Source organism: Bacillus sp. lyk4-R2A-2 (assembly GCF_030209735.1).
Taxonomy (GTDB): Bacteria; Bacillota; Bacilli; order Bacillales; family Bacillaceae; genus Bacillus; species Bacillus pumilus.
This window is the reverse complement of record NZ_JARVRK010000004.1, coordinates 724,963-750,717: the sequence shown is the minus strand read 5'-3', so window position 1 is coordinate 750,717 and position 25,755 is coordinate 724,963. Positions and strand designations below refer to the sequence as shown.

20 protein-coding genes are annotated in these 25,755 nt (G+C 41.2%); all 20 read right to left on the bottom strand.

Annotated elements, in window-relative coordinates:
- Positions 1-24: 24 nt before the first annotated feature.
- The 20 genes from recA to dapG all read right to left on the bottom strand — a co-directional run bounded on the left by recA (position 25) and on the right by dapG (position 25,723).
- Complete coding sequence (gene recA, locus QRN39_RS06585; protein WP_050944976.1) at positions 25-1,062, bottom strand: recombinase RecA; 1,038 nt, start codon at positions 1,060-1,062, stop codon at positions 25-27.
- Positions 1,063-1,238: 176 nt separating this feature from the next.
- Positions 1,239-2,489, bottom strand: coding sequence for a competence/damage-inducible protein A (locus QRN39_RS06580; RefSeq protein ID WP_034620034.1), 1,251 nt, complete (start codon positions 2,487-2,489; stop codon positions 1,239-1,241).
- 16 nt (positions 2,490-2,505) lie between these two features.
- Positions 2,506-3,087: a CDP-diacylglycerol--glycerol-3-phosphate 3-phosphatidyltransferase gene (pgsA, locus tag QRN39_RS06575; protein ID WP_003211136.1), complete on the bottom strand. Its 582-nt coding sequence runs from the start codon at positions 3,085-3,087 to the stop codon at positions 2,506-2,508.
- 75 nt (positions 3,088-3,162) lie between these two features.
- Positions 3,163-4,074 carry a helix-turn-helix domain-containing protein gene (locus QRN39_RS06570; protein ID WP_003212257.1) on the bottom strand — a complete coding sequence of 304 codons (912 nt, stop codon included), beginning with the start codon at positions 4,072-4,074 and terminating at the stop codon, positions 3,163-3,165.
- Positions 4,075-4,097: 23 nt separating this feature from the next.
- A complete protein-coding gene (locus tag QRN39_RS06565) occupies positions 4,098-4,889 on the bottom strand; it encodes a DUF3388 domain-containing protein (RefSeq protein WP_003211480.1) in 792 nt (263 codons plus the stop codon).
- A gap of 131 nt (positions 4,890-5,020) precedes the next feature.
- Positions 5,021-5,278, bottom strand: a complete 258-nt coding sequence (locus tag QRN39_RS06560) for a DUF3243 domain-containing protein (protein ID WP_003211590.1) — start codon at positions 5,276-5,278, stop codon at positions 5,021-5,023.
- A gap of 73 nt (positions 5,279-5,351) precedes the next feature.
- On the bottom strand, positions 5,352-6,080 hold the full coding sequence (gene ymfI, locus QRN39_RS06555; RefSeq protein WP_268458619.1) for an elongation factor P 5-aminopentanone reductase: 729 nt from the start codon (positions 6,078-6,080) through the stop codon (positions 5,352-5,354).
- Positions 6,081-6,111: 31 nt separating this feature from the next.
- Positions 6,112-9,231: an MMPL family transporter gene (locus tag QRN39_RS06550; protein WP_268458620.1), complete on the bottom strand. Its 3,120-nt coding sequence runs from the start codon at positions 9,229-9,231 to the stop codon at positions 6,112-6,114.
- Positions 9,209-9,685 (bottom strand): MarR family winged helix-turn-helix transcriptional regulator, encoded by a 477-nt coding sequence (locus tag QRN39_RS06545; protein ID WP_003212512.1) that lies wholly within the window; start codon positions 9,683-9,685, stop codon positions 9,209-9,211. Before QRN39_RS06545 ends, QRN39_RS06550 begins: the two co-directional genes overlap by 23 nt.
- Positions 9,686-9,837: 152 nt before the next feature.
- A complete protein-coding gene (gene yfmH, locus QRN39_RS06540) occupies positions 9,838-11,130 on the bottom strand; it encodes an EF-P 5-aminopentanol modification-associated protein YfmH (protein WP_106028935.1) in 1,293 nt (430 codons plus the stop codon).
- Complete coding sequence (gene yfmF, locus QRN39_RS06535) at positions 11,127-12,407, bottom strand: EF-P 5-aminopentanol modification-associated protein YfmF (RefSeq protein WP_268458622.1); 1,281 nt, start codon at positions 12,405-12,407, stop codon at positions 11,127-11,129. Before yfmF ends, yfmH begins: the two co-directional genes overlap by 4 nt.
- A 145-nt stretch (positions 12,408-12,552) precedes the next feature.
- Positions 12,553-15,669 carry an MMPL family transporter gene (locus QRN39_RS06530; protein WP_253622599.1) on the bottom strand — a complete coding sequence of 1,039 codons (3,117 nt, stop codon included), beginning with the start codon at positions 15,667-15,669 and terminating at the stop codon, positions 12,553-12,555.
- Between the two features lie 317 nt (positions 15,670-15,986).
- A complete protein-coding gene (bcbE, locus tag QRN39_RS06525) occupies positions 15,987-17,216 on the bottom strand; it encodes a bacillibactin exporter BcbE (protein WP_226805337.1) in 1,230 nt (409 codons plus the stop codon).
- A gap of 102 nt (positions 17,217-17,318) precedes the next feature.
- A complete protein-coding gene (locus QRN39_RS06520) occupies positions 17,319-18,044 on the bottom strand; it encodes a GntR family transcriptional regulator (RefSeq protein WP_050944992.1) in 726 nt (241 codons plus the stop codon).
- Positions 18,045-18,208: 164 nt separating this feature from the next.
- The gene (locus QRN39_RS06515; RefSeq protein WP_003210839.1) at positions 18,209-20,581 is read right to left on the bottom strand and encodes an FtsK/SpoIIIE family DNA translocase; all 2,373 of its coding nucleotides are present in this window, start codon (positions 20,579-20,581) and stop codon (positions 18,209-18,211) included.
- A 110-nt stretch (positions 20,582-20,691) separates the two neighbouring features.
- On the bottom strand, positions 20,692-20,928 hold the full coding sequence (locus tag QRN39_RS06510) for a YlzJ-like family protein (RefSeq protein WP_003211099.1): 237 nt from the start codon (positions 20,926-20,928) through the stop codon (positions 20,692-20,694).
- Entirely contained in the window at positions 20,925-21,653 is a 729-nt protein-coding gene (locus tag QRN39_RS06505) for a ClpP family protease (protein WP_003212436.1), read from the bottom strand. The genes QRN39_RS06510 and QRN39_RS06505 overlap by 4 nt, the downstream gene beginning before the upstream one ends.
- Before the next feature lie 119 nt (positions 21,654-21,772).
- Positions 21,773-23,440, bottom strand: coding sequence for a ribonuclease J2 (gene rnjB, locus QRN39_RS06500; protein WP_003212233.1), 1,668 nt, complete (start codon positions 23,438-23,440; stop codon positions 21,773-21,775).
- A 171-nt stretch (positions 23,441-23,611) separates the two neighbouring features.
- Complete coding sequence (gene dapA, locus QRN39_RS06495; protein ID WP_003211660.1) at positions 23,612-24,478, bottom strand: 4-hydroxy-tetrahydrodipicolinate synthase; 867 nt, start codon at positions 24,476-24,478, stop codon at positions 23,612-23,614.
- Between the two features lie 30 nt (positions 24,479-24,508).
- On the bottom strand, positions 24,509-25,723 hold the full coding sequence (gene dapG, locus QRN39_RS06490) for an aspartate kinase (protein ID WP_012010005.1): 1,215 nt from the start codon (positions 25,721-25,723) through the stop codon (positions 24,509-24,511).
- Positions 25,724-25,755: the final 32 nt, after the last annotated feature.

Genomic DNA, 25,755 nt, shown 5'->3' with positions numbered 1-25,755 from the left:
TATCATTTCATACTGATTTTATTTTTATTCTAATTCTTCTAGCGCCTCTTCAGCTTCCTGCTGCGCTACTCCGTTATTATCCAAGCCGTAATGTTCGCGAATTTGCTCCTGAATCATTAGCATGATATCTTTGTTTTCTTTCAGGAACTGTTTCGCATTTTCGCGGCCTTGTCCAAGACGTTCCTCTTGGTAAGAATACCAAGCACCGCTCTTTTGTACGATATCTAGTTCGCTTCCAAGGTCGATGATTTCGCCCTCTTTTGAAATTCCTTCACCGTACATAATGTCTACTTCTGCAATACGGAATGGCGGTGCTACTTTGTTTTTCACTACTTTAATTCTCGTTTTATTCCCCATAATGTCATTGCCCTGCTTCAGCTGTTCAGCACGGCGCACTTCTAAACGAACAGATGAATAGAACTTCAGCGCACGTCCACCTGGCGTTGTTTCAGGGTTACCGAACATGACCCCAACTTTTTCACGAATTTGGTTAATAAAGATGGCAATGGTTTTTGATTTATTAATGGCACCAGATAGTTTACGAAGTGCTTGGGACATCAAACGTGCTTGTAGACCAACGTGTGAATCACCCATGTCTCCTTCAATCTCTGCTTTTGGTACAAGAGCAGCTACTGAGTCAATAACAACAATGTCAACTGCACCACTGCGGACAAGAGCTTCTGCAATTTCAAGTGCTTGTTCTCCTGTATCAGGCTGAGAAAGTAACAACTCATCAATATTGACACCTAGTTTTTGAGCGTAAACTGGATCGAGCGCATGCTCTGCATCAATAAATGCAGCTTGTCCTCCCTGCTGCTGAACCTCGGCAATGGCATGAAGTGCTACTGTCGTTTTACCAGAACTCTCTGGACCATATACTTCAATAATACGGCCACGAGGATATCCACCTATTCCTAGTGCAGTATCAAGTGCTAACGAACCACTCGGTACTGTTGAAATACGTGTATCTGTTCGCTCTCCTAGTTTCATAATAGAGCCTTTACCAAACTGTTTTTCTATTTGTTTAAGAGCCATATCTAAGGCTGCTTGACGATCACTCATTCTATTGTTTCCTCCTTTATCAATTCCACTATCTATACTATACCTTGTTTCACGTCATTTGCCAAGAAAAAAACGAACACATATTCGATTTTTTCTTGGCAGATTTTTAAGAAAAGAGTGATTTCTATTAGAAAAAACACTCTTTTATAAAGGAGTAAACCTAACAAAAAACAAAATTAACTTTCTTTTAATAAATTGAGCAAGTGATGCAGTCCGTATTTCACAGCGCGCTTTCGAATGCCCGACCGGCTTCCTGTAAACATCCATTCAAACACGTCTGTATGGTCTTTCGTAGATAGCCCGATGAACACTTTTCCGACAGGCTGTCCCTCGTGGGTATCAGGGCCTGCTACACCCGTAAAGCTAATGCCAATATCACTTCCCGTAAGCTTTCTAGCACCTTCAGCAAGCTCTAAAGCACACTCTTTGCTAACAGCACCATGAGAAGACAATGTTTCCTCACGGCAGCCAAGCACCTGCTGTTTGACTTGGTTTGTATAACAAACGATACTGCCGCTTAAAATCGACGATGCACCTTCAAGATCTGTCAGCCATTCAGAAAACATTCCGCCTGTCAGGCTCTCAGCCGCTGCCACTGTTTTCCCGTGTTCGTGCAGAGCCTTGGAGGCTTCACGGACAAGTGATGTATCACCATACCCGTAGAAGTACTCTCCTACACGCGCTAAAATTTTCGCTTCCGTCTCTTTTAACAGACGCTCCGTTTCTTTTTCATCCTTATGCTTAGCCGTGAGCCTAAGTGTCACTTCACCGTCAGATGCGAGAGGTGCAATCGTTGGGTTGGTTTGAGCATCAATTAAATCTTCTAGGTCTGTTTCAAGCTGTGATTCACCGATTCCGAAAAAGCGAAGAACAACAGACACGATTTTTTCCTTCAAATCCAGTTTCTCAGATATCAGCGGCTTCGCCTCGTTCTCAAACATTGGATGCAGTTCACTTGGCGGACCAGGAAGAAGCATATAAAACGTATCGTTTTCTTGAATAAACATACCTGGAGCCATTCCAAACCGGTTCACGAGCACATCAGATCCTTCTAGGACGAGTGCCTGCTTCCGGTTATTCGGTGACATGTCTCGTCCAGTCTTTCGAAAGTATTCTTGAATGGATTCAAATGCTTCTTCATTTAGCACGAGCTCTTTTCCAAGCGTACTCGCGATGGTTTCTTTTGTTAAATCATCTTTCGTTGGTCCAAGACCACCTGAGAAGATAATAAAATTCGATCTTTCCTGCGCCACTTGAATGGCCCTTTTTAAACGCTCTGGATTGTCACCAACTGCTGTATGGTAATAAACATTCACACCAATTTCAGCCAGCTGTTTGCTGATGAATTGTGCATTCGTATTCGTAATTTGCCCTAGCAAAAGTTCGGAACCGACTGCAATAATTTCTGCTTTTCTCTCTGACTTCAAAGCGTACACGTCCTTTTTAGTTAGCATTCTTTAAAGCTTCCCAGTTTTTCACAAAGTAATCCCAGCCTGACACAACAGTGAAGAACACTGCTACCCACATCGCAAGGTCACCAAACGGGAATGATACAAGTTCGAACGGCAGGTTATGCAATAGAAGAGCTGAAATCGCAATGATTTGCGCCCATGTTTTCACTTTTCCAAGCATATTAGCTGCTACCACTTCACCGCCTCCAGCTAGTACAAGCCTTAGACCAGTTACAGCAAATTCACGGCTAATGATCACAATCGCCATCCATGCCGGCGTGAGGTTGTACTGAACAAGTATAATTAAAGCAGCTGAAACAAGCAATTTATCTGCAAGCGGATCTAAAAATTTACCAAAATTCGTCACTAAGTTCAGTTTACGCGCATAGTACCCATCAATCCAGTCCGTTGTCGAAGCAACAATAAACAGGATTGCTCCAACAAGATGTGTCACTTCGATGCTGACGTGACCAAAACGCGCAACGCCCCAATCTAAAGGTGCAAGCATAATAATCATAAAAACAGGGATCAAGGCGATCCTAGAAAGAGTTATTTTATTCGGTAAGTTAAACATGAATTTCAATCCTCCAATAAGCCATTTTTTTATGTATATATAATAGTAGGAACAAAAGAAAAGTCATCTACTTGCTTAAGATGACTTTTCCTTTCCTTTATTCACAATCACAATGTTTTGTGTCATGGTGTTCTTAGGGTCTAATTCGTACTTAAGCGTCTCGTCATTCACCTTAATATCAATTCCAGTCGCATTGCCTAGACGGATATCGACCTGAGAGAGCTCAGACAAGTCTGTTTTAAACGATTCGCCATCTTTAAGTTCACCCATTTTCAGCACTTTTCCAGATTCGTCTCTGACGCGCAGCCAAGAAGCTTTTGTAGCAGAAATGGTTAACTCCATCTCATCTGCGCCTGACACTTCATACGTTGTCGTTGAGCCTTCTGTATTCGCTGCCTTCAAAGAGACCGTTTCATCGTCTTTGGATGAATCCTTTGATGAGTCATCTTTTTTAGATGATTTTTCTTGATCATCTGACGAAGCTTTTTCTTTTTTCTTTTGATCCTTGGCAAGAGATGAATCCTCAGATACTTCATACTTAGATTCTGACTGCTGAGGAGCCGTCTGGTTGTTCTTCTGTCCGCTATCATGATTGACCGCCTGCACGATGACATAAATGATCGCGATGACCACAAGGACGCCTCCAATAATCAAGATGGTCGGCAGCAGCTCAAGCACCTTCGAGGCAGGCTTAGGCAGCTCTCTTTGCGGCTTAATATTTGATAATTTATCAGATACTTCATCGTTATATGTGCTCGGCACATCTTTACGAAATTCTTCGAACAATTGTTCAGGATTTAGTCCAACGGCTTCGGCATATTGTTTAATAAATGCTCTGACGTAAAATTTACCTGGAATAATATCATAGTTTCCTTGTTCGATTGCTAGCAAGTAGCGCTTTTGGATTTTGGTCACCGTCTGAAGATCCTCCAGCGACATCCCTTTTTCCTCTCTGGCCTCAATGAGCCGTTTTCCCAATTCAGTCAAAACAAACACCTACCATTACCATATTAAAAATCGAAGCCAGAAAAACCAGAATGATCAAACACTTGTGGTTCTTCAGCGTGCTCATATGTAATCTCTTCGTCTGCACTATTACGCAATTCAATGATATAGTCGAAATCATCCATTGTATATTCTGAATTTTGAATAAAGATGTCTGGATGCTCAACTACTTTTGTTGCCGGCAGTCTCATAATTTCTCTTAAAAGCTGCAAGTGCTTCTCAGAACCTCTTCGCGTCGACACAATCCCATCAATAATAAAGACGTTATCTGGGCTGTATTCATCCGCAATCAGCTGACTTCGGATCGTCTGTTTCAAAAGAGTCGACGATACAAATAGCCATCTCTTGCTGGCACATACACTTGAAGCCACAATTGATTCTGTTTTTCCGACACGCGGCATCCCGCGAATCCCAATCAATTTATGTCCTTCTTTTTTAAATAGTTCTGCCATAAAATCAACAAGAAGACCAAGCTCGTCCCTTTCAAATCGGAACGTCTTTTTGTCATCTGCATCACGCTGAATATATCTGCCGTGACGAACCGCTAAGCGGTCACGAAGTTTTGGCTGTCTTAATTTCGTTACTTTTATCGTTTCCATTGTATTTAAAATTGATTCAAGGCGCTTAATTTGATCTGTATGGTCACAGCGCAAAAGCATTCCGCGTCTTGATACATCAACACCATTAATTGTCACAATATTAATTGAAAGCATCCCCATTAGAGATGAAATGTCTCCTAAAAGTCCGGGACGGTTTACCTGTATCTCATATTCAAAATACCATTCGAGCTTTGCCAAATGATATTACCCCCTTCATTGTGGCAAATTTTTACCTTCCTATATCATAAAGCATTTTCACATTTTTAGAAAGCACAATGTTGTGAAACAGTTAAAATAAAAAGAGAGGCACAAACGACCCCTCTTTTTGTTTAGTGCGAGCTATTATTTTCAACCAGTTTGACCATCATATTGGCAATTGCGCGCTGCTCATCTTCTGATGCAACGCTCCAAAGGTCAGCAAGTACTCTTTCTTGCTCGTTCTTTGCTTCAACTTCGTTAGCTAAATATCCGCCAATTTCATACGCAAGGTTATTGATGGTATCATCTTTTAAGCCTTTATCCTGCGCATGATTTAAGCGGTCACCTAAAAAGTTTTTCCAATGGTCCCAGTTCTCAAGTACTGACATGTCGATTCCTCCATTCGAAAAGATGAATTACAGCCATAGCTTTTGTCATGGAGTTACGAATTATACACGTTATTTAACAGTACCAGCCTCCATTAACGGATAAAATTTGACCTGTCATATAACTTGACTGCTTTGAGGCGAGAAACCAAATGACAGCTGCAATTTCCTCAGGTGATGCAAGCCGGCCAAGCGGGATTTCTTCCTCCAGCATGTCAATATCTTCTTGTGTGAAGCTTTTCATCATGTCTGTATGGACAGCACCTGGCGAAACAGCATTTGCTCTAATTCCACTTGGGGCAAGCTCTTTTGCCAGACCTTTAATAAACGCATTTTGCGCCCCCTTTACCATGCTATACAGCACTTCACACGATGCACCTGTTTCTCCCCATATTGAGCTTACCGCAACAATATGACCTGCTTTTTTTTGAATCATGGCTGGCAATAGGTGCTGGGTGAGCTCATATGGACTTGTGACATGAAGCTGCACCATACTGGCTAATACGTCTTTTTCTGTATCTGTCACTAATCCGACATGACTCTTACCGCTATTTAATACAAGAATATCTGGACATACAGGCAGACGGCTGACGAGCTCATCTGCTCCGCCCGTTTTAGCTAAATCCGCTTGAACGACATGCGTCTGAATATGACATGTTTCTTCCAGCTCAGCGGCAAGCTGCACGGCTGTCTGTTCATTTTTGTGATAATGGAGTATCACATGGCAGCCTTCCTGGGCAAGCTTTTTTGCCGCAGCCTGCCCAATCCCGCCACTGGCACCTGTTATCAGCGCCCAACGACTCATCACATGGATTCCTACTTTCTATTTGAAATATCTATTCTTTTCGTTTAAATGGGAACCAGTTCGCTGATCCGAACAATTTCACCATCACAGGTACGAACAATGGTAGCACAACGAGTGCGTACAGCAAAAGTCCTGTGAGAACAAGTGTTGCAATCTGCAGGAGAGACAGCACTCCTGAAGGAAGCATGGCTGCAAATGTTCCTGCCAAAATAACAGCAGCAGACATAATGACAGAGCCCATATTCTTCATTGATTCGGTCATCGCAAACTGAATGTCTTTTGTTTTGTATTCATTGAACCTCTCCATTAAGAAAATCGAATAATCGACTCCGAGCGCCATTAATATGACAAATCCAAAGAATGGAACCGCCCAGTTAATGCCCGGATATCCGAAGAAATGAGTGAAAATAAATTCTGTCATTCCGATAGCTGTAAAGTAAGTCAAAATAAGTGAACCTACCAAGTACAGCGGCATCACAAGCGAACGGAACAGGATCACAAGGATGAGGAAAATACCGATCATCATGTAAAGAACCGTCTTATTGAAATCTTGGTCTGAAAGCTGTTTTAAATCAGCATTCATACTTGATACACCTGAAACGCCGAATGATGCATCTTTTAAATTCGTTTCAGGAAGTGCCCGCTCGACAGAAGCTTCTACTTGTTTGATCGTCGACATGGCTTCGTTGCCATATGGATTTTTTTCTAAAATGACATCAATCTTTGTCATCTTGCGGTCATCCGACATGTATGAATCAAACACTTGCTTGAATGCTTTGTTTTTCAGCACGTCTTTTGGGATAAACCAGCCGGCCATGTCTTGATCTGGTGCATTTTTCAGTTCGTCTAAGTAGTCACCTGCACCCATTAATCCGCTTGAAATTTTCTCTAAGCCATCGACGCTTTTGTTCAGCCCATCTGTCAGTTTGGTCAGGTTATCACCAAAGCCGCCAATCTTTTCTTTCATTTGTTTTTGACCATCAATCACTTGCCCGGCACCATTAGCAAGCTTTGGCATATTATCAGCTATTTGCCCTTGACCTTTAGACGTTTTATCCAATCCAGTTTCAATTGCATCTAAGCCAGCAACGAGTTCATCGATTTGACTCGTCAAAACTTTTTGCTGCTCTTTAGCTTTTGCGATAAAGGCATCCGCTGCTTCAAGCTGTTTTCTAGCTTCTTTCGCTTGTTTGGCATAGCTGTCTGCCTGTTTTGCGCCTTCTTGCAAGGTCGTAGAAAGTTCATTATATGAAGCTTTGATGGCTTGATACGATTGATTTTCTTTCACTTGCGGAATTTGTTTTTCAAGTGTACTAAATTGTTTATTTGCTTGTGTGATTAATGCTTTTACATCCGCTGCGGCAGAGGAGGACGTATCCACCTGCGCCAATGCTGCCTTTAATTCTTTGGAAATGCTTTTATATAGCGACACTTGCTGATTTACTTGTGCGACTTGAGTCGTTAATTCTTTTTTCGCACCTTTAATTTTTTCTTTAATCTGTGCAACACCGTTTTTGTTTTGATCGATTCCGCCTTGTAAATCTCTTAACGATTTTTCGATGTTTTGAATGCCTGTTTTCACTGATTCTGTACCAGAAATCAATTTGTTAATGCCTTTTCCAGATGATTTGATTTGCGGCGTTTGATCCTCAATGGATTGACTCATTGTCGTCAGTGCATCTTGGATTTTTTTCAAGCCTTCATTACTTTTATCAAGTCCGGTATTTAGTTCTTTTGCTTGTGATTTCACGTATAGATCACTCAGCCCTTTACCGACAGGACGTGTCGCACTTCTCACTTTACTTACGCCATCTGTTTGTTCAATTGCACGGCTGAGTTTTTCAACAGCAATCAGCCCTTTATTGTTGTCTAACAGATCAGCTGATTTCACGACAATCGTTGCAGGTAGAGCTTCTCCTGGTCCAAATTTGTCAGAAATCGTATTGAATGCATTGACTGATTCATATTTATTACCGATTTCATCTAAGCTGTTATAAGAAAGCGTTCCTTTATACATGAGAATGGGCGGAAGCGTAATGATTCCTACGATTAATAAACTGAAAAGTGGTTTTTTAAATGAAAAGCGTCCTGCTGTTTCCCACATTTTTGACTGCGGATGCGCAATATCACCTTTAATCGGCCAAAATAACACTTTTCCTAAAACCGCCATAAAGAACGGAACAATCGTGAGAAGCGCCACAATGAGCACAGCGACACCAACTGCTACGGCAACAGCCGATTTATAGAGCTGAAACTGTGCCAGGCCAATACATGTAAAACCGATGAGCACAGCAATTCCGCTGAATAAAACAGTCTTTCCTGCTGTTTTATACGTAATGAGAATTGCCTCAATTTTATCTTTACCGTGTGCGATTTCTTCTTTAAAGCGGCTGAGAAGTAGAATGCAGTAGTCCGTTCCTATTCCAAACATGATCGCGACCATGAAAATTTGGGTAAAGGTCGAGAGCGGGAAGTCGAGATATTTAACTAAATAAGCCACGATGGATTGACTCACCAAGTAAGACAAAGCTACTGCGACTAATGGAACGAAAGGCGCCACAGCTGATCTAAAGACAAGGACAAGAACGATAAGAATAAACCCAATCGTAATGAACTCAGTTTTCTTCAGACCTTCTTGCGAGCTTGTGATCACGTCATCATCAATTAACGGCTGTCCTGTCATTTCATATGTTAGATTTAAGCTCTTCAGCTTTTCATTGACTCTTTCTTTAAAATCGGAAGCTTTGATTTTGTTTGAGTCATATGTAACTGGAACAAGGAGCGTCGTGCGATCTTTAGAAAGCATCTGTTTTTTGATATCTTTATTGGCGTCAAAATAAGAAGTGATGTCCTCGACATGTAGATCTTGGTCCTTTTCTAAAATCTCCATTGCCTTTTTTAAAGATGTTTCTCTTTCTTTGACGATGTTCTTTTCTTGAAAGACAATGACAATTGATTTTTCTGTATCACCGTTTTCAGACATTTTCTTTAATAACTGATTTGCATATGAGGACGGATAGCCGTCTGGTACTGAAATTTGCCCTTTTTCTTTTGTTAATTGCGCCATATTAGGGGCGGTGATGAGTAACACTGCCGCTAATACGATCCATAAAATCGTGATCAGCCATCTACCCTTTATGATTGCTCTCATTAGTACTTTGTGCCTCCTCTTCGATGATTACTTGATAGATCTTTTCATATGTTTGAATAAATGATTCCATTTCTTTTTCTTCCAGCTTTTCAAAATAAGATCGAACGAGATCCTGAAGCTGCTTTTCCATTCGGCTGACCACATCTTTGCCCTCTGGCGTGACGTAAAGGTGAACATTTCTTCGATCGGCTTTATCGTGCTCACGGACAATATAGTTTTTTGTAAAAAGACGATTGGTCATGGAGGTTACCGCACTTTTATTCACATTGCATACATTTGCAAGGTCAGTAGACGTACATCCAGGATGTAAATTGATGTATCGAAGCGAGTAATACTGATCAAGCGTCAGCTCTTTATCAAGCTTTTCCGTGATCATACTCGATACCTTTTTTTCCATCATAAGATAGACGTCTGCATATCTCTGAATGAGCTGTGCAATTTTATTTTGTTCCATACGCTGCTCCTTTTTTAGTTTAAGTGTTTAACTATTAAAGAGTTTAACTAATGAACAAAATGATTGTCAATGAAAATCCATACAAATCACAGGCTTTTATTCATTAGAGACAAAAAAGACAAACTCATTTATCTGAGTTTGTCTCTCTTTATTTATTTGGTTTTCGGGACGACTTTGAAAACGGACATCCGTTCTTCATCAATTTCTTCCTCTAAAATTTGCTGAATGTCGGTTAATTGGATCTGTTCCAGCATAGTCACGACATCAAATAAGCTCATGTCTAAAAATGCATATCGGGTAAATTGGTTTGCAATGTATTCAGGAGAGTTCATCGCTTTTAAAAAGCTTCCGATTTTCTTCTTACGCGCGAGCTCAATTTTCTCTTCTGAGATCAAGTTCTTTGCTTGAAGAAGGGTTTCTTTTAATACTTTCGCCAGTTGATCAGGATCATTTGTGTCTCCGCCAACTGACGTGAAGCCAAAGCCGCCTTCTTCCGTATAATCGTAGCTGAAGGTCTCATCAATTAAACCTTTTTCATACATTTGTTCATATTGTAAGGAGCTTTTACCAAACAGTGTCTCTAAAATGAGATTCATTCCGAGCTCATGTTTTAGCAGCTCATTTCCTTTTTTATGAGGATTCTTTGTTTTCAAACCGAACATACATTTCGAGCCTTGTACGTTCATTGGAAGTTCGTATTCTTTTCGGTACACACCTTCAGGCTCATTGATGTCTTTTCGTTTGATCTCTGGCTGGTCTGTAAATGGCTTTTTCGCCTGATTTGCTCGAACTTGATCTAATATTTGCTTCGGATCAACGGGACCGACAACAAATAGAAGCATATTGCTCGGGTGATAGAACGTTTCATAGCATTCATACAAATGATCTTTTGTAATCGGAGCAATGCTTTCTACTGTTCCAGCTATATCAATTCTCACGGGGTGCTCTTGATATAGATTTTCAATCAGACCGAAGAATAAACGCCAGTCCGGATTGTCATCATACATGTTAATCTCTTGACCAATGATGCCCTTTTCTTTTTCGACCGTTTTTTCAGTAAAATAAGGTTCCTGAACAAAATCAATGAGTGTCTCAAGATTTTGTTCGACATTTGAGGTGCTTGAGAATAAGTAAGCTGTTCTCGTAAATGTCGTAAAAGCATTTGCGGATGCTCCTTGTTTACTAAATGTATGAAATACGTCTCCGTCTTCTTTTTCAAACAGTTTATGCTCTAAGAAATGGGCAATTCCGTCAGGCACTCGAATCATGTCTTCTTTGCCAAGCGGCACAAATTCGTTATCGACAGAGCCATATTTGGTTGTAAAGGTCGCATAGGTTTTGTTAAACCCTTGCTTTGGGAGCACATAGACGTCAAGTCCGCTCTCCATTTTTTCGTGATAGACCGTTTCTTGCAGCTGGTCGAATTGAATTGTTTTCACTGTCATGAAGCACCCTCCGTTCCTTTAAGAAAATAGGTCGTATCCCATTCGATTTTCTGACCCACTTTGATGATGTCCTCTTTTGTCACTCGGTCAAGTGCTTCTAAAAAGGAATCAAGCGTTTCCCCTGTTGGCACAACGGCATGCTGATACAGGTATTCCGCTGTCCCATAAGATGTATCGATCGTTTCAAGCAGCTGATTTTTGACGACAGCTTTTGTTTGGTCAATCGCTTCATCTGAAAAATCACCTTTTTGCATCGCTTCAAATTGTTCTTTAATGATGTCTACTGCCTGCTGATAGTTGCCGACTTCAATTCCTGACATGACCATCATCAAGCCTTTAAAGCTCTCAAGTCTAGACACAGCGTAGTACGCAAGACTTGCTTTTTCCCGAACATTGATGAATAGCTTCGAGTGTGAGAAGCCGCCGAATATGCCATTAAACAAATGCAAAGCCGGATAATCGTCATCTGCAATCGTCGTATGCGTGCGAAAGCCGATATTCAGTTTGCCTTGCTTTACGTCTTCTTCGTCGATGACTTCTTTTGCTTCTCTTTGCGTGCTTGCTGATTCAGCGTGTTGTTTGACCGGTTCTCTATTACTTGTTTTGAAGTATTGAGAGACCATTTGGCTGATGTCTTGTTCGTCTACATCTCCCACAACATAAAGATCAAGCTGATTTGTTTGAAGCGCATGCTTATATGCTTCAAACAGCGAATGAGCTGTGATCGTTTCGATATCTTCCATTTCTCCATTGACGTGCAGTGCATACGGTTCACCTTTGCACATTTCCTGCACAAGCCTTAAGTTCGAGTAACGCATTTTATCATCATACACTGCTTGAATTCGCTGTTTTAAAGTGCGTTTTTCTTGATCTACATATAATTGACTAAACGCTCCATTTTCAACATACGGATGGAATAGTAGATCAGATAGTAAGGCAATCCCTTTTTCTAGTAAAGGGGTTTGATCCTTTAAATATTTCTCATTCGCCATTTCCAGGCGGAAGGTAATGATGTGATTCTCCCCTTTTTTCGCCATGTCTGCTGAAACCGTAGCACCATAAAGCTCATCAAAATAAGCACGCAATTCTCCTGTTTTCGGCATTTTCTCTGTTCCTCTTAACAGCACATGCGGGAAAAGTGAACGCATGGTGACGTCATCTTTCGATAGAGGCGCAAGCATTTTAAAAAGGATTGTGACCGTTTTAAATTTTTCTGTTTTGACAATATGAGTATGAAGACCAGGTGTGTCTAGTGTCTTCTCTTGTAAGTACGTCATGAGAAACCTCCTTTGTTCATCCTATTTATTATGTATTAGAACATAGCTGATATATACGTAAAACAGCCATTTAATAGACATTATATCAATCAGAGGAAAGGATAGGAAATAAAAACGCCTCTGCTATAAGCAGAGACGCCGGTCGTTATTTCATTCTAAAAGGCCACCAATTCCATTTACCGAAAATACGAACCATGACCGGGATGAAGAGCGGTAATACAACAAAAGCATATAATAAAAGCCCAATGAGTATGACCGTTGCAATTTCAACAAGTGATAATACACCGGACGGCAGCATAGCAGCAAAGGTCCCCGCTAATATCGCGACTGCTGAAATAATGACGGAACCCATATTTCTCATCGCTGATATCATTGATGCTTGCACATGCTCTCCCTTCCATTCATTAAAGCGATCCATTAAGAAGATCGAATAATCAATGCCAAGGGTGACAAGAATGACAAAGCTGAAAAATGGGACAGCCCAGCTGAGACCGTCGTAGCCAAAAAATGTTTTAAAGATCCATTCTGTTAAACCGACGGATGTAAAATACGTTAAAATGAGTGAAAGTGTTAAGTATATCGGCATGACGATTGACCGTAATAATATAATTAAAATGATAAAGATGCCAACTAGCATGAAAATGACCGTTCGAATAAAGTCACCGTCAGATGTTTCTTTTAAATCTACATTTAAACTTGAGATACCAGACACACCGTAATTTGCATTCTTTAACCCGCTGACAGGTAAATATTGATCAAGGGTGTCCTCAATTTTCGCAACGCCTTTCATCGCTTCATTGCTGTATGGATTCACATTTAAAATAACTTCAAAGGTTGTTAATTTACGATCAGGAGACATATACGTATGAAAGATTTGCTTAAATTCAGGGCGTTTCAGCACTTCTTCTGGAATAAACCAGCCTGTTATTTCTTCATCTGGCGCTTTCTGAAGCTGCTTTAAATAGCCGTCCGCCTCTGTGAAGCCGCTTTTGACCTGCTCAAGCCCTTCAATACTTTCATCTAAACCATCTGTTAACAATGTGAGTTTTGATGAAAGCTGGCTAAATCCTTTTTTGATGGCTTTTTGACCGTCTGTCAGCTGGTCTGCGCCATCTTCAATTTTAGGCATTTCTTTAATCAATTGTTTTTGACCCTCATTTGTTTGATCAAGACCGGCATAAATTTGATCCAGTCCTTCCATGAGCGCTTGTACTTGACGTTTTACTTCTTTTTGCTTGCTTGATAGGCTTTGAATCACTGAATCTGCTTTCTTGATCTTTTCTTTAAAGACAGAGGCTTCCTCTTCATACAGACTCATTTGGTCCCCTGCTTGATCAAGCATTCCTTTTGTGTCTTTGAATACTTTCTTTATTTCTTTATATTCATCCATATCTTTTACTTCTGGAAGCCGTTTTTCAAGTGCTTCAAACGATACATTTTCATACGAACTTTTTACTTTTTTAATGGTGGTTATTAGCTGCTGATTTGATTTCGCATGACGTTCCAGCGTACTCACCATTCGTTTAAGCTCTTGAATCATCGCTTCACTGCTTCGATATTCTTGCTCTAATTCCTTTTTTGCTTCTTTGATTTTACTTCGAATGGTTCCGACGCCATCTTTACTGCGCCTCACCCCATCTTCTAAAGAGATCAGGGACACCCTTACTTCTCCAATGCCGCTTTTGATCGCTTTTGTTCCATCAATCAGCTGATCAATGCCTTTAGCGGATTCTTGAATTTTTGGTTTTTGTTTAAGAAGGGCAAGATTTGTTTCGGTCAAACCATCTGAAATTTTTCCGATTCCTTCATGGCCTTTTCCTAGTTCTCCGCCCAGCTCTTTTGCTTGAGAGGTGACGTAAAGCTGACTTAGCCCGTCCCCAACAGGCCGAGTGACACTGCGAACTGTTTTTACTTCGTCAATGTCATTTAATTTACGGGTCAGTTTTTCAATTATGACAATCTTTTCTTGGTTATCTAACTTATTGTCACTTTCAACAAGTACATTCAGGGGCAGCGCTTCCCCAAAGCCAAATTGCTCTGATATCGTATTAAATGCAGACACTGATTCATACTTTGTCCCAATCTCATTTAAGCTGTTATAAGAAAGAGTCCCGTCGTACATCAGAATAGGAGGCACCGTAATGAGTGCAACTAAACCTAGGCTGATCAGCGGCCTTTTAAATGAAAAACGCCCAGCCCATTCCCACATTTTACTTTGCGGGTGGCGAATGTTTTCTCTTTTAGATGGCCAGAAAAGGGATTTTCCAAAAACAGACATAAAAAAGGGAACGATGGTGACAAGGGCGATCAGCAGGATACCAACTCCAACAGCAACACTAACGGCTGATTGATACAATTGAAATTTGGCAAACCCAATGCTTGAGAAGCCGACTAACACGGCTAAGCCACTGAAAAGGACCGTTTTCCCTGCACATTTATATGTGATGATAATCGACTCTTTGACATCACGACCTTGACCGATTTCTTCTTTAAAACGGCTTAACAGCAAAATACAATAATCTGTTCCTATACCGAACATAATCGCTACCATAAAAATCTGAGTAAAATTAGATAGAGGAAATTGCATATATTCTACTAGAAAAGCCACAATACACCGGCTGACAGCATAAGAAATGCCGATCGTAATGAGCGGAACAACAGGTGCCAAAATCGATCTGAAAACAATGATTAAAATAAAGAAAATAAAAATGATCGTTATAAGTTCAGTTTTCTTCAGACCTTGTTGAGAGCTTTGAATGACATCTGAATCCACAAATTTTTGTCCCGTCATTTCATATGAAACATGATAGGGCTTTAAAACTTCCTCAATTTGTTCTTTAAGCTTCACAGCTTTTGTTTCGTAGTGGTCGAATTTGAATGGAACAAGAAGTGTACTTTTATCCTTTGATAAAAGTTGTCTTTGAATGTCCGGATCTACATGAAAATACGAAGTAATTCCGTCAACGTGGAGGTCTGGAGCATGTGTCATGAGTGCAGATAAAGCCTTTTTTAATTCCTGCTCTTTCTTTGGGAACAGATGTTGTTCGGAGAATACAATGACACCCGTATCTTTTTTCCCGTTTTGATCTGTGAGCTTATCCAATAAGTGAAGTGCCTCAGCTGTTGGTGTCCCCTCCGGAACCTTTAATTGCCCTTTTTCTCTTGTTAATTCCTCTAAATTGGGCGCAGTAATAAACAGAATCACAGCTGTTATCATCCACACCACTAATACAATCCATCTTGCTTTAATTATTTGCAACATAGCTGCTTCAAGCTCCTTCTAGTTCATCAATCAATTTGCTATATTTGAGCGTGTCTGAAGTGCTGACTGCGTCTCCTTCAACGTGCTAATGGCAGGATGACCTATTCAATTGTCTTTTCGTGTTGAAGAAACACACATTCATCATCACCACGCGAACTCAATTTCCGCCTAAAGAAGGACAGAAAATGAATGTTTTTGAACACCTCCCGTTTGGAATAATTTAAAAGATATTACTATACATTAGTTTAACTATCAAAATTTTACATGTCAATTTATAAAAAAGAAAAAAGATGGCAAAATACCGTCTTTTTTCTAGATTAAACCGTTTTTAATTGTTCACTTTCATCCTCTTCATCTGGCTGGATGAAGAAGATGACCAAAAATAGAGAAATAAGACTGCAAATGGTTGAGAGAATAAAAACGATGGAGTCCCCTTTATCCATGAGATAAGCGTAAATCGGAGGTCCTAAAGCGACACCGATAAAACGCATACTGCTGTAAAACGACGTAATGGTTCCGCACTGCTCTTTTTCAATTCCTTCTGTGATCAAGGCATCAAGTGCAGGCAGGACAATACCGATGCCAACACCGCCAATGCTTAAGCAGATAAACAATACATAAAAGCTGTGATTCCACCATAAAAGCATATAGGAAAGTGATAGCAAGGCCATGCCTACGATTAAAAAGATTCTCATTTTCCCTTTTTCTTTTCCAATTGTTTTCCCAGCAACGTATGAGCTGATGGATAGAAAAAGGAGCGGAATGCTAAGCAGGAGCCCTTTTTTGACACCCTTAATTTGATAAGCTGCCTCCAGGTTATCAGATAAGTAAAAAAGCACACCAAAAAGAAGAAACATAATAAAACCGCCAATTGCAAAAATGGCATACAGCCAGCGTCCCTCATGCTTAAATATGGTCTTTGTTGATTGTAAAAATTCTTTGAATGAAGGCGGGTCCTCCTCTTTTTTCGCGGATTCTACCATGAACAGTACCATGAGAAAGCTGATGATTGAGAAGAACGGAATAAACCAAAATGGCACAAACCAAAACCATGAAGCCAAAAGCGCCCCAATAATCGGGCTCAATACCTTTCCAGCTGTGTTAGAGGTTTCAATGGCGCCTAGTCCCGCACTGACTTCTTCATCATCATGAAACAAATCTCCAATAAACGGCATCACGACAGGTGCTGCCCCGGCTGAGCCAACACCTTGAAGGACCCTGCCAAATAGAATCCACATGTACGGTTCTTTCATGATCGTTGAGGCAACTGCTGCCACAGCCCCTCCAAGTCCTGCGATTAACAGACACGGCAGGAGTACCTTTTTTCGCCCGATTCGATCTGATAAATAGCCGGCGATCGGAATACATAAGATCGCGACAACGGAGTATACCGTAATAATGAGGGAGACTTGAAAGGAAGTAATGGAAAGTGTCTTTTCTATCTGTGGCAATACGGGAATGAGCATCGAGTTCCCAAGTGTCATGATTAAAGGCACTGATGATAATGCAATAATATTCTTTTTACTGACTGTTTTCTCGCCCAACATCATTCACCCAATTCTATATACTGTTACGTATTAGTGTGGCAAGTTTTACGGGTATTATGTATGGGCAAACAAAAAGCAACCGCTTATGAAAGCGACTGCTCGTTAAAATCGTTTACGTATCACATGAAAGCTGAATTTATCCGCTCGAAAATAATTAAGCGAGTATAAGACCGGCTGATCATCCTGATCATAGTGCATTTGTTTCAGTAGTAATAATGCTGTTTCAGGGTCACATTCTAGTATCGGTGAAACCTGATCGTGGTAGCCGATTGGTTCAATGTCAGCAACTGCATATTTTATCCCGCTATGTGGTTCTCTTCCAAACAGCTCAAAAAGAGACTCTTCTTCATGTGTAAAAGAAGCGGGAAGATGCTTGACCGGAATTTTATCTAAACAGTAAACCACGGGCTGTCCATCTGCCGTCCGAACGCGCTCCATTGAAAAAATCTCATCAGATTCATCACACTGAAAACGAATCACATCATTCTCTGTTGGTTCCCCTTCTTGGGAGGATAAAAAAATGGTACCAGGCGTCATATTGACCTGCTCTATCATTTTCGTGACACTTGCCAGCTGTTCTATGCCTGTTGAAAAGAGTGGTCTTGTGTTGACGAACGTACCCACACCATGCCTTCTAATTAAATATTTCTCTTCTTCTAATATACGAAGGGCTTCACGCAGTGTCGCTCTGCTCACGCCTAAAAGCTTTGAGAGCTCAAACTCAGAAGGCAGCTTTTCTTTTTCGGCATATACGCCTGATTGTATATCTTCTTTAATACGGTCAATCACTTTCAAATATAAATGGCGATTGTCTGTTTTGGTCGACATGTTTTCCCTCCGTCTAATCAATGCAAATGATAAGATGAGAAATCTCTATTCCGAGATAAGTTGAACATAACTATATCATGTTTTTGCAAATAAATAAATAGTCTGACTTCCAGTTAACATAATCATACTATCGTTCACTTCTTTTTTAGAAAGCTCTCTTCGATTTATGAAGAGAGCTCATCATATTGTTCTTTTGAAAGCAGGACTTCTCTCGGTTTACTTCCTTCATAAGGACCGACAACGCCTCGCTCTTCCATTGCGTCAATCAGGCGGGCGGCCCGGGTATAGCCGATGCGGAATCTTCTTTGAAGCATAGAGACAGAAGCCGTCTGCATGCCGATGATGAGTTCCACTGCTTCATCATATAAATCGTCATCCACAGCTGTAAGCTGATCCTGCGTTTCTTCAGTTGGAATCATTTCTTCTTGATATTGCGCTTTTTGCTGAGTGATCACATGGTCAACGACATGCTCTACTTCTTCATCTGATAAAAAGGCGCCCTGCACACGAACCGGTTTGTTTGCTCCAACTGGCAGAAACAGCATATCCCCTCTGCCGAGCAGTTTTTCTGCACCCCCCATATCAAGGATCGTCCTTGAATCGGTTTGCGAAGACACGCTAAAGGCGATGCGAGATGGGATGTTGGCTTTAATGACACCTGTAATGACATCGACAGAAGGTCTTTGTGTGGCAATAATTAAATGAATCCCGGCTGCACGAGCCATTTGCGAAAGTCTTGTAATAGAATCTTCCACATCTGAGGAAGCGACCATCATTAAATCTGCAAGCTCGTCTACAATGACGACAATATAAGGAAGTTCTGGCTGTTTCGCCTCTTCTGATTGATTCATTCGTTTAATGTAATCATTGTACCCTTCAATATTTCTTGTCCCCGTATGAGAAAATAATTCATAGCGGCGTTCCATTTCACTGACGACTTTTTTCAGTGCCTGTGAGGCTTTCTTAGGGTCCGTTACAACGGGAGCGAGCAGATGCGGAATGCCATTATACACATTTAGTTCAACCATTTTCGGATCAATCATCATCATTTTCACTTCATGAGGTTTCGCTCTCATGAGAATACTTGTGATAATGCCATTGATACACACACTTTTTCCGCTTCCTGTCGATCCTGCTACAAGTAAATGCGGCATTTTGTTCATTTCAGCGAGCACGGCTTCACCCGAAATATTGCGGCCTAGTCCAATCAGCAGCTTCGCATTTGGACGGTCATTTTGCTTCGATTCTAATACCTCTTTTAAAGAAACCATCGCAATTTCTGCATTAGGAACCTCAATACCGATGGCTGATTTCCCAGGAATCGGCGCCTCAATCCGAATATCTTTTGCGGCGAGAGCAAGAGCTAAGTCATCACTTAGATTGACGATCTTACTTACCTTCACGCCAACATCTGGATAGACCTCATATTTGGTAACAGCCGGTCCTAAGTGAACCTGTGTGACTTTTGCTTTGACGCCGAAGCTTTGAAACGTTTTTTCAAGCTTTCTTGCATTTTCATATATATTCTTCTTGTCTGTTTGCTGTCCTGAGTGCTGCGGCTCTGCCAAAATATCCAGTGACGGCAATTCGTAATCTTTGTTTTCAAGTTCCGTAAACGTCATCGGCGGCGCCTCTTTTGGTTCATCAGCTGAATCTGATGGAGCCGGCGTACTTTGCACAGATTCTTGAAGAGGCGAAGTCTCTTTTGCCGCCTGCTCTTTTTGAACGAGCGGGGTGAGAATGTCATCTCTGTCAGCAAAGCTTGAGATAATCGGCTGACTATTGTCAGGCACTGGCGCTTCCTCTTCCATTATGATCTGATCATCTTCGTCCTCTTCCTGAATACGAGACCGTTTTTTCTTTTGGGCCGTTTTCTGAGAGGGAGCGCTCTTTTTCGCCTGCCTGATTCCTTTCATATCTTCAACAAACGCTTTCCACTGCTTCACCATAAATTGCGAGACAGGCAGCGTCACTTTTTTCACCATTTCTTGAAGAGATCGATTTGTAATCAGCACAATTCCAATCAGCATCAGAACGATTGCCATGATTTGAGAGCCTGCTTGTGCAAATAAGAAATAAGAAGCAGCAAATAATACGGCACCGATCATGCCGCCTCCTAAATCAGGCGACCCCGTCTCACCTTTCATGTCCATCAAGAAAAGCTCAAATGTATTTCTGATCACACTTTGAGAGCCTATCGCACCCGCAGATGAAAGGTGCTGAAAGAGCTTCACATGAGACAAAAGCAAGATACTCGCAATGATGCAGTATAGACCTGCTTTTCTTCTTGTCAACATATCTGGGATTTGTTTTTTCCAGAAGATGGTCACGCCAAAAAGAAATAATCCGATAAGGCAGAGAATGAACCATTCACCTGCAAAGAATCGGAATAAATGTACGAAGGTTTGTCCAACGACGCCTAGCTGTAAAATGGCGATGATCGCTATGGCAATACAGACTAACCCATTTAATTCATATTTCAGTTTCAGCTGTTTATTTTGTTTTTTTCTCGTTTTCCGTTTTCTCTTTTTAGCCATACTCATCACCTTACTACGAAAGAAAATATAACCTACCGAAAGATCAGAAAGAAAGCAGCCTGGTTTTGGCTGCATCTTGTTGTAAGTTTTCCCTTTATTATAGCATAGAATCATTCATATGAGTCGGTTTGATTGGAGCCTAATTGTAACTTCAATCGCTTGCCTGGTGCAAGCTCTTGATTCAAAAAGTCCATTGGATTGGTGCTCATGACCTGAACGATTTCTGCTTCATCCTCTTTCATTTCAACCATAACTGGCACGCCTTGGATGTTTACCTGCTGAAGTTTGCGGTCTCCTTGTTCCTCTGCGTAAATGGCTTCATATGGCATAGGTGTGTATAAAATCATTGGATCAGCCCCTCGTTTTGAGATGCTCTTTCTCCAATCAGCTCGTTCAACTTTTTAATCGCTTGTCCTACACCGCCTACTTCATTCATGAGACCGTATTCTGCCGCTTCATGACCAACAACATTTGTTCCAATGTCTCTTGTCAAATTGCCTTTTGAGAACATGAGCTCTTTGAACTTCTCTTCTGTAATATTGGAGTGGCTTGTCACAAAGTTAATGACTCTTTCCTGCATTTTATCTAAGTATTCAAAGGTTTGCGGGACACCGATCACAAGACCAGTTAAACGCACAGGATGAATGGTCATCGTGGCTGTTTCCGCAATATAGGAATAGTCACACGATACAGCAATCGGGACACCAATGGAGTGGCCGCCGCCAAGTACAATCGATACAGTCGGTTTTGATAAAGACGCAAGCATTTCTGCAATCGCTAGTCCCGCTTCAACATCGCCGCCTACTGTATTTAAGATGATCAAAAGCCCTTCAATCTTTGGGTTTTGCTCTACTGCTACGATTTGCGGTATGACATGCTCGTATTTGGTTGTTTTATTTTGTGGTGGAAGCTGCATGTGCCCTTCAATTTGTCCAATAATGGTGAGGCAATGGATATTTGTATCTTGCGGCAGCTGTGGTATGGCTGTTTCACCAAGCTGCTGTATTTTGCTCATAATGCTGTCTTTTTCTTCTGGCTTTCGCTCAGGCTGCTGTTCATTTTTTTCGTCCATTTGTCTCCATCCTTTCCTCAAACTCTCCTCCTATTATGAACAAGAAGGCCATATTCAATCCGCATTCCTCGCACCACATCAAAAAAGCCCAAAGAGCTTATGCTCCTTGGGCTTTCTCATCATACTTCCATAATAATTGGAATGATCATCGGCTTACGTTTTGTTTTTTCATATAGGAATTGATTGAGTACGTCACGCATGGATTGTTTCAATGTTGACCATTCAACAATTGAGTTTTCCGTTTGCTCTTTGACAATCCCTTTGACCATTTCTGTCGCTTTCACAATCAGCTCTTCAGATTCTCTGACATACACAAATCCTCTTGTGATGATTTCAGGTCCAGAAATTAATTGTTTCTTTTGTTTATCGAGCGTAATGACGACAATTAAGATACCATCTTGAGACAATAGGCGTCTATCGCGTAACACAATGTTCCCGATATCACCAACGCCAAGACCATCGATCAAAATATTGCCTTGGTGAACTTTTTCACCAATCTTGACGTTCTGTCCTCTAAACTCCACAACATCCCCTTTATCAATCAAGAAAATGTCACTTCGTTTCATTCCCACTTCTTCAGCAACACGAGAATGTGCTTTTTGCATACGATATTCGCCATTCACCGGAATTAAATACTTCGGTTTTAGTAAGTTCAGCATGAGCTTTAACTCTTCTTGGCAGCCATGTCCAGAAACATGCACACGTTTTTGTGCAAAAATGACTTGTGCGCCGCTTCTTGTAAGGAAATCCACTGTTTTTGAATAGGTAAGTTCTTGTCCAGGAAGAGGTGTAGATGCAATCACAACCGTGTCATCTTTTTCAATATGAAGCTGTTTGTGATTTTGTTTCGCCATTTTTGTTAACGCAGCAAGAGGTTCTCCGTGGCTTCCAGCTGTCAGGACGACCACATCGTTTTTCGCCATTTTCTTCACTTCTTGAACTGGTACAAATAATTCTTCGTCTGCTGTGACATAACCAAGTTTGATCGCCAGCTGAAGAGTCGTCATCATATTCTTTCCTGCTACGGCAAGCTTACGGCCATTTTGATTTGTTGCATTAATGATCTGCTGCACTCGGTTAATGTTAGATGAAGATACAGCCACAATGACACGATTTTCAGCATTGTACATCGCATTTGAGATTTCGTCTTGGACGAGCGCCTCAGAAGGTGTATAGCCTGGTTTTTCAGCATTGGCACTGTCTGAAAGAAGTGCTAAAACGCCATTGTTTCCAATTTTCGCAATCTCTCCGATGTCACAGGCTTGGTTAAGCGCTGGGGTTTGATCAAATTTAAAATCACCTGTGCATACGATTGAACCAAGAGAGGTTTTGAAGCTGATCCCAACTGAATCAGGGATGCTGTGATTCGTTCTAAAGAATGATACCTTTGTTGTTTCAAACGTAATGACTGATTTTGCATGTACCTCACGCAAGTCAGCTTTTTGATTGAAGCCATACTGTTTTAATTTTTCTCGAAGTAACGCAAGAGTCAGCTTCGTTCCGTAAACTGGTACAGACAATTTGCTTAAGCAATGGAATACGCCTCCGATTGCTTCATCATGTCCGTGGGTAAGAAAAATTGCTTTCACCCGATCAGCACGTTCTGTTAAATAAGAGATATCAGGAATGACAACGTCAATGCCTAGCATTTCGTTTTCTGGATGCATCAAGCCTGCATCTACCACATATATGTCCGAATCAATTTCAATGACATATAAGTTTTTCCCGATTTCTCCAACGCCTCCAAGTGCAATAATTCTTACGTTCTCTGTATTTTTCTTTTTCAAAATTCTTATCCTCCTAGTCTCAAGCCCGTCCATCATCGCTTAATGCTATTATAACTGAATCTAATTTTAGAAAACAAGATGAAGTCACATTTTAAGAAAGTGTTTATGTATAAAAAACGGTCATACTCAGGGACATCTGAGAATGACCGCTTACGAAATCTTTTGTTTTGATCAGCTGTTTAAGACGCTGCTTAAATCCAGTCTCTCTTCTTCTGACAAAGGTAGAAGCGGAAGACGAACCGATCCGACATCTAGTCCTTTCAGCTGAAGAGCTGTTTTGACAGGCGTTGGATTTGGCGCTGAGAATAGCTGTTTCATGATTGGAAGCAGCTTTTGATGGATCAATGCGGCATTGGCCGTTTGACCTGAAGCATAGCTTTTCAGCATTTGCTGCATATCAAGCCCTACGATATGAGACGCCACAGAGACTACTCCTTTTGCACCAACAGATACAGCTGGAAGTGTTAAGCTGTCGTCACCTGAATAGACATCGAAATCCTCTGGTGTTTCTGCAATAATTTTTGTCATGGCATCAAGATCACCACTTGCTTCTTTGATTGCGACAATGTTAGGTATTTGCGCAAGCTTAATGGTTGTTTCTGGGGCTAATGACGCAGCCGTTCTCCCTGGTACATTGTAAAGCATGACAGGAAGAGATGTAGACTCGGCAATGGCTTTAAAGTGTGCATACATGCCTTCCTGTGATGGCTTGTTGTAGTAAGGTACGACAAGCATCACTGCATCAACGCCCGCTTCTTCTGCTTTTTTCGTTAGTTTGATAGACGCATTTGTATTATTACTGCCTGTTCCTGCAATGATTTTACAACGACCATTTGCTAATTTTACCGATTGCTGAAAAAGAGCGACTTTTTCCTCAGTCGATAAAGTTGGCGATTCGCCTGTTGTCCCTGCAACGACTAATGAGTCACTGCCGTTTTTTAACAAGTAATCAATGAGAATTGATAGCTTTTGGAAATCAATGTTGCCCTTTTTATCAAAAGGTGTAATCATAGCTGTTGCGATATTTCCGAAATTCATTTTTTTCACCTCATCATGATTCAATCACATTTATCTTGAAAGTTCAAACACTTCGTGCAGGGCATTGACAGCCGCTCTCATGTTTTCTTCGTTCACTAGCACCCAAATGGTCGTATGGCTGTCAGCCGATTGTAAAATCGGAATGTTTTGCTCGGATAGAGCCGATACAATTTTTGATGTGACACCTGGTACACCCATGATGCCTGCGCCAACAGCTGATACTTTCGCACAATTTGTTGTGACAATTGGCGTATAACCAAGATCTTTTAGGATCGAGGTTGCCTTTTCAGTCATTGCACCTGTCACGGTATACACAATCTCACTCGGTGTAATATTGAAGAAATCGACACTGATTTGTGCATTAGCCATTGCTTTAAAGACCTCTGTTTGGACGCTGTATTGCCCTTCTTTTGCCGGGACTTTGATTTGCGTCACATCATTGACATGTGCAATACCCGTAATGAGGCGGTCGTACACATCATGGCTCATTTTATCTGAGTAGTGTGACGTGACGAGTGTGCCCTCTTCATCAGAGTATGTTGAACGGACCCTCATTGGTACTTTTGCTTGCATCGCAATTTCGACAGCTCTCGGGTGAATGACTTTTGCTCCTTGATATGCAAGGTTGCAAATTTCTGTATATGTCACGACTCTGAGCGGCTTTGCATTTTCAACAATGCGGGGATCTGCCGTCATGACGCCTTCTACATCTGTAAAAATATCAATAAAGTCTGCCTGTAATGCAGCACCTAAAGCAGCTGCGGACGTATCACTGCCGCCTCGTCCAATTGTGGTCACGTCTCCATTTTTCGCGGCTCCTTGGAACCCAGCAACAACGACAACATCATGTTCAGATAGTGCCGCCTCGAGACGTTCGCACTTCATATCAATAATTTTCGCACTCGTATGTTCCTTATCTGTCACAAAGCCAGCCTGTGCGCCTGTCATCGCTACAGCTTTTAGCCCGTTTTCATTCAGCATGCTTGAAAACACAACAGCTGAAATATTCTCTCCGCAGGAAACGAGCAAGTCTTTTTCTCGATTTGTCATATGCTGCGCGCTGCCGTAAAGCAGACCAAGCAGCGTATCTGTCGCATAAGGATCGCCTTTTCGTCCCATTGCGGATACGACGACAACCGACTTATAGCCTTTCTCTTTTGCCGATAAGATATGTGCAAGTGCCCTTTTTCTACCTTGATCATCTTTGACAGATGTACCGCCAAATTTTTGGACAATTATTTTCACTGTTTTCACTCCAAGTTCATTCTGACGTAACA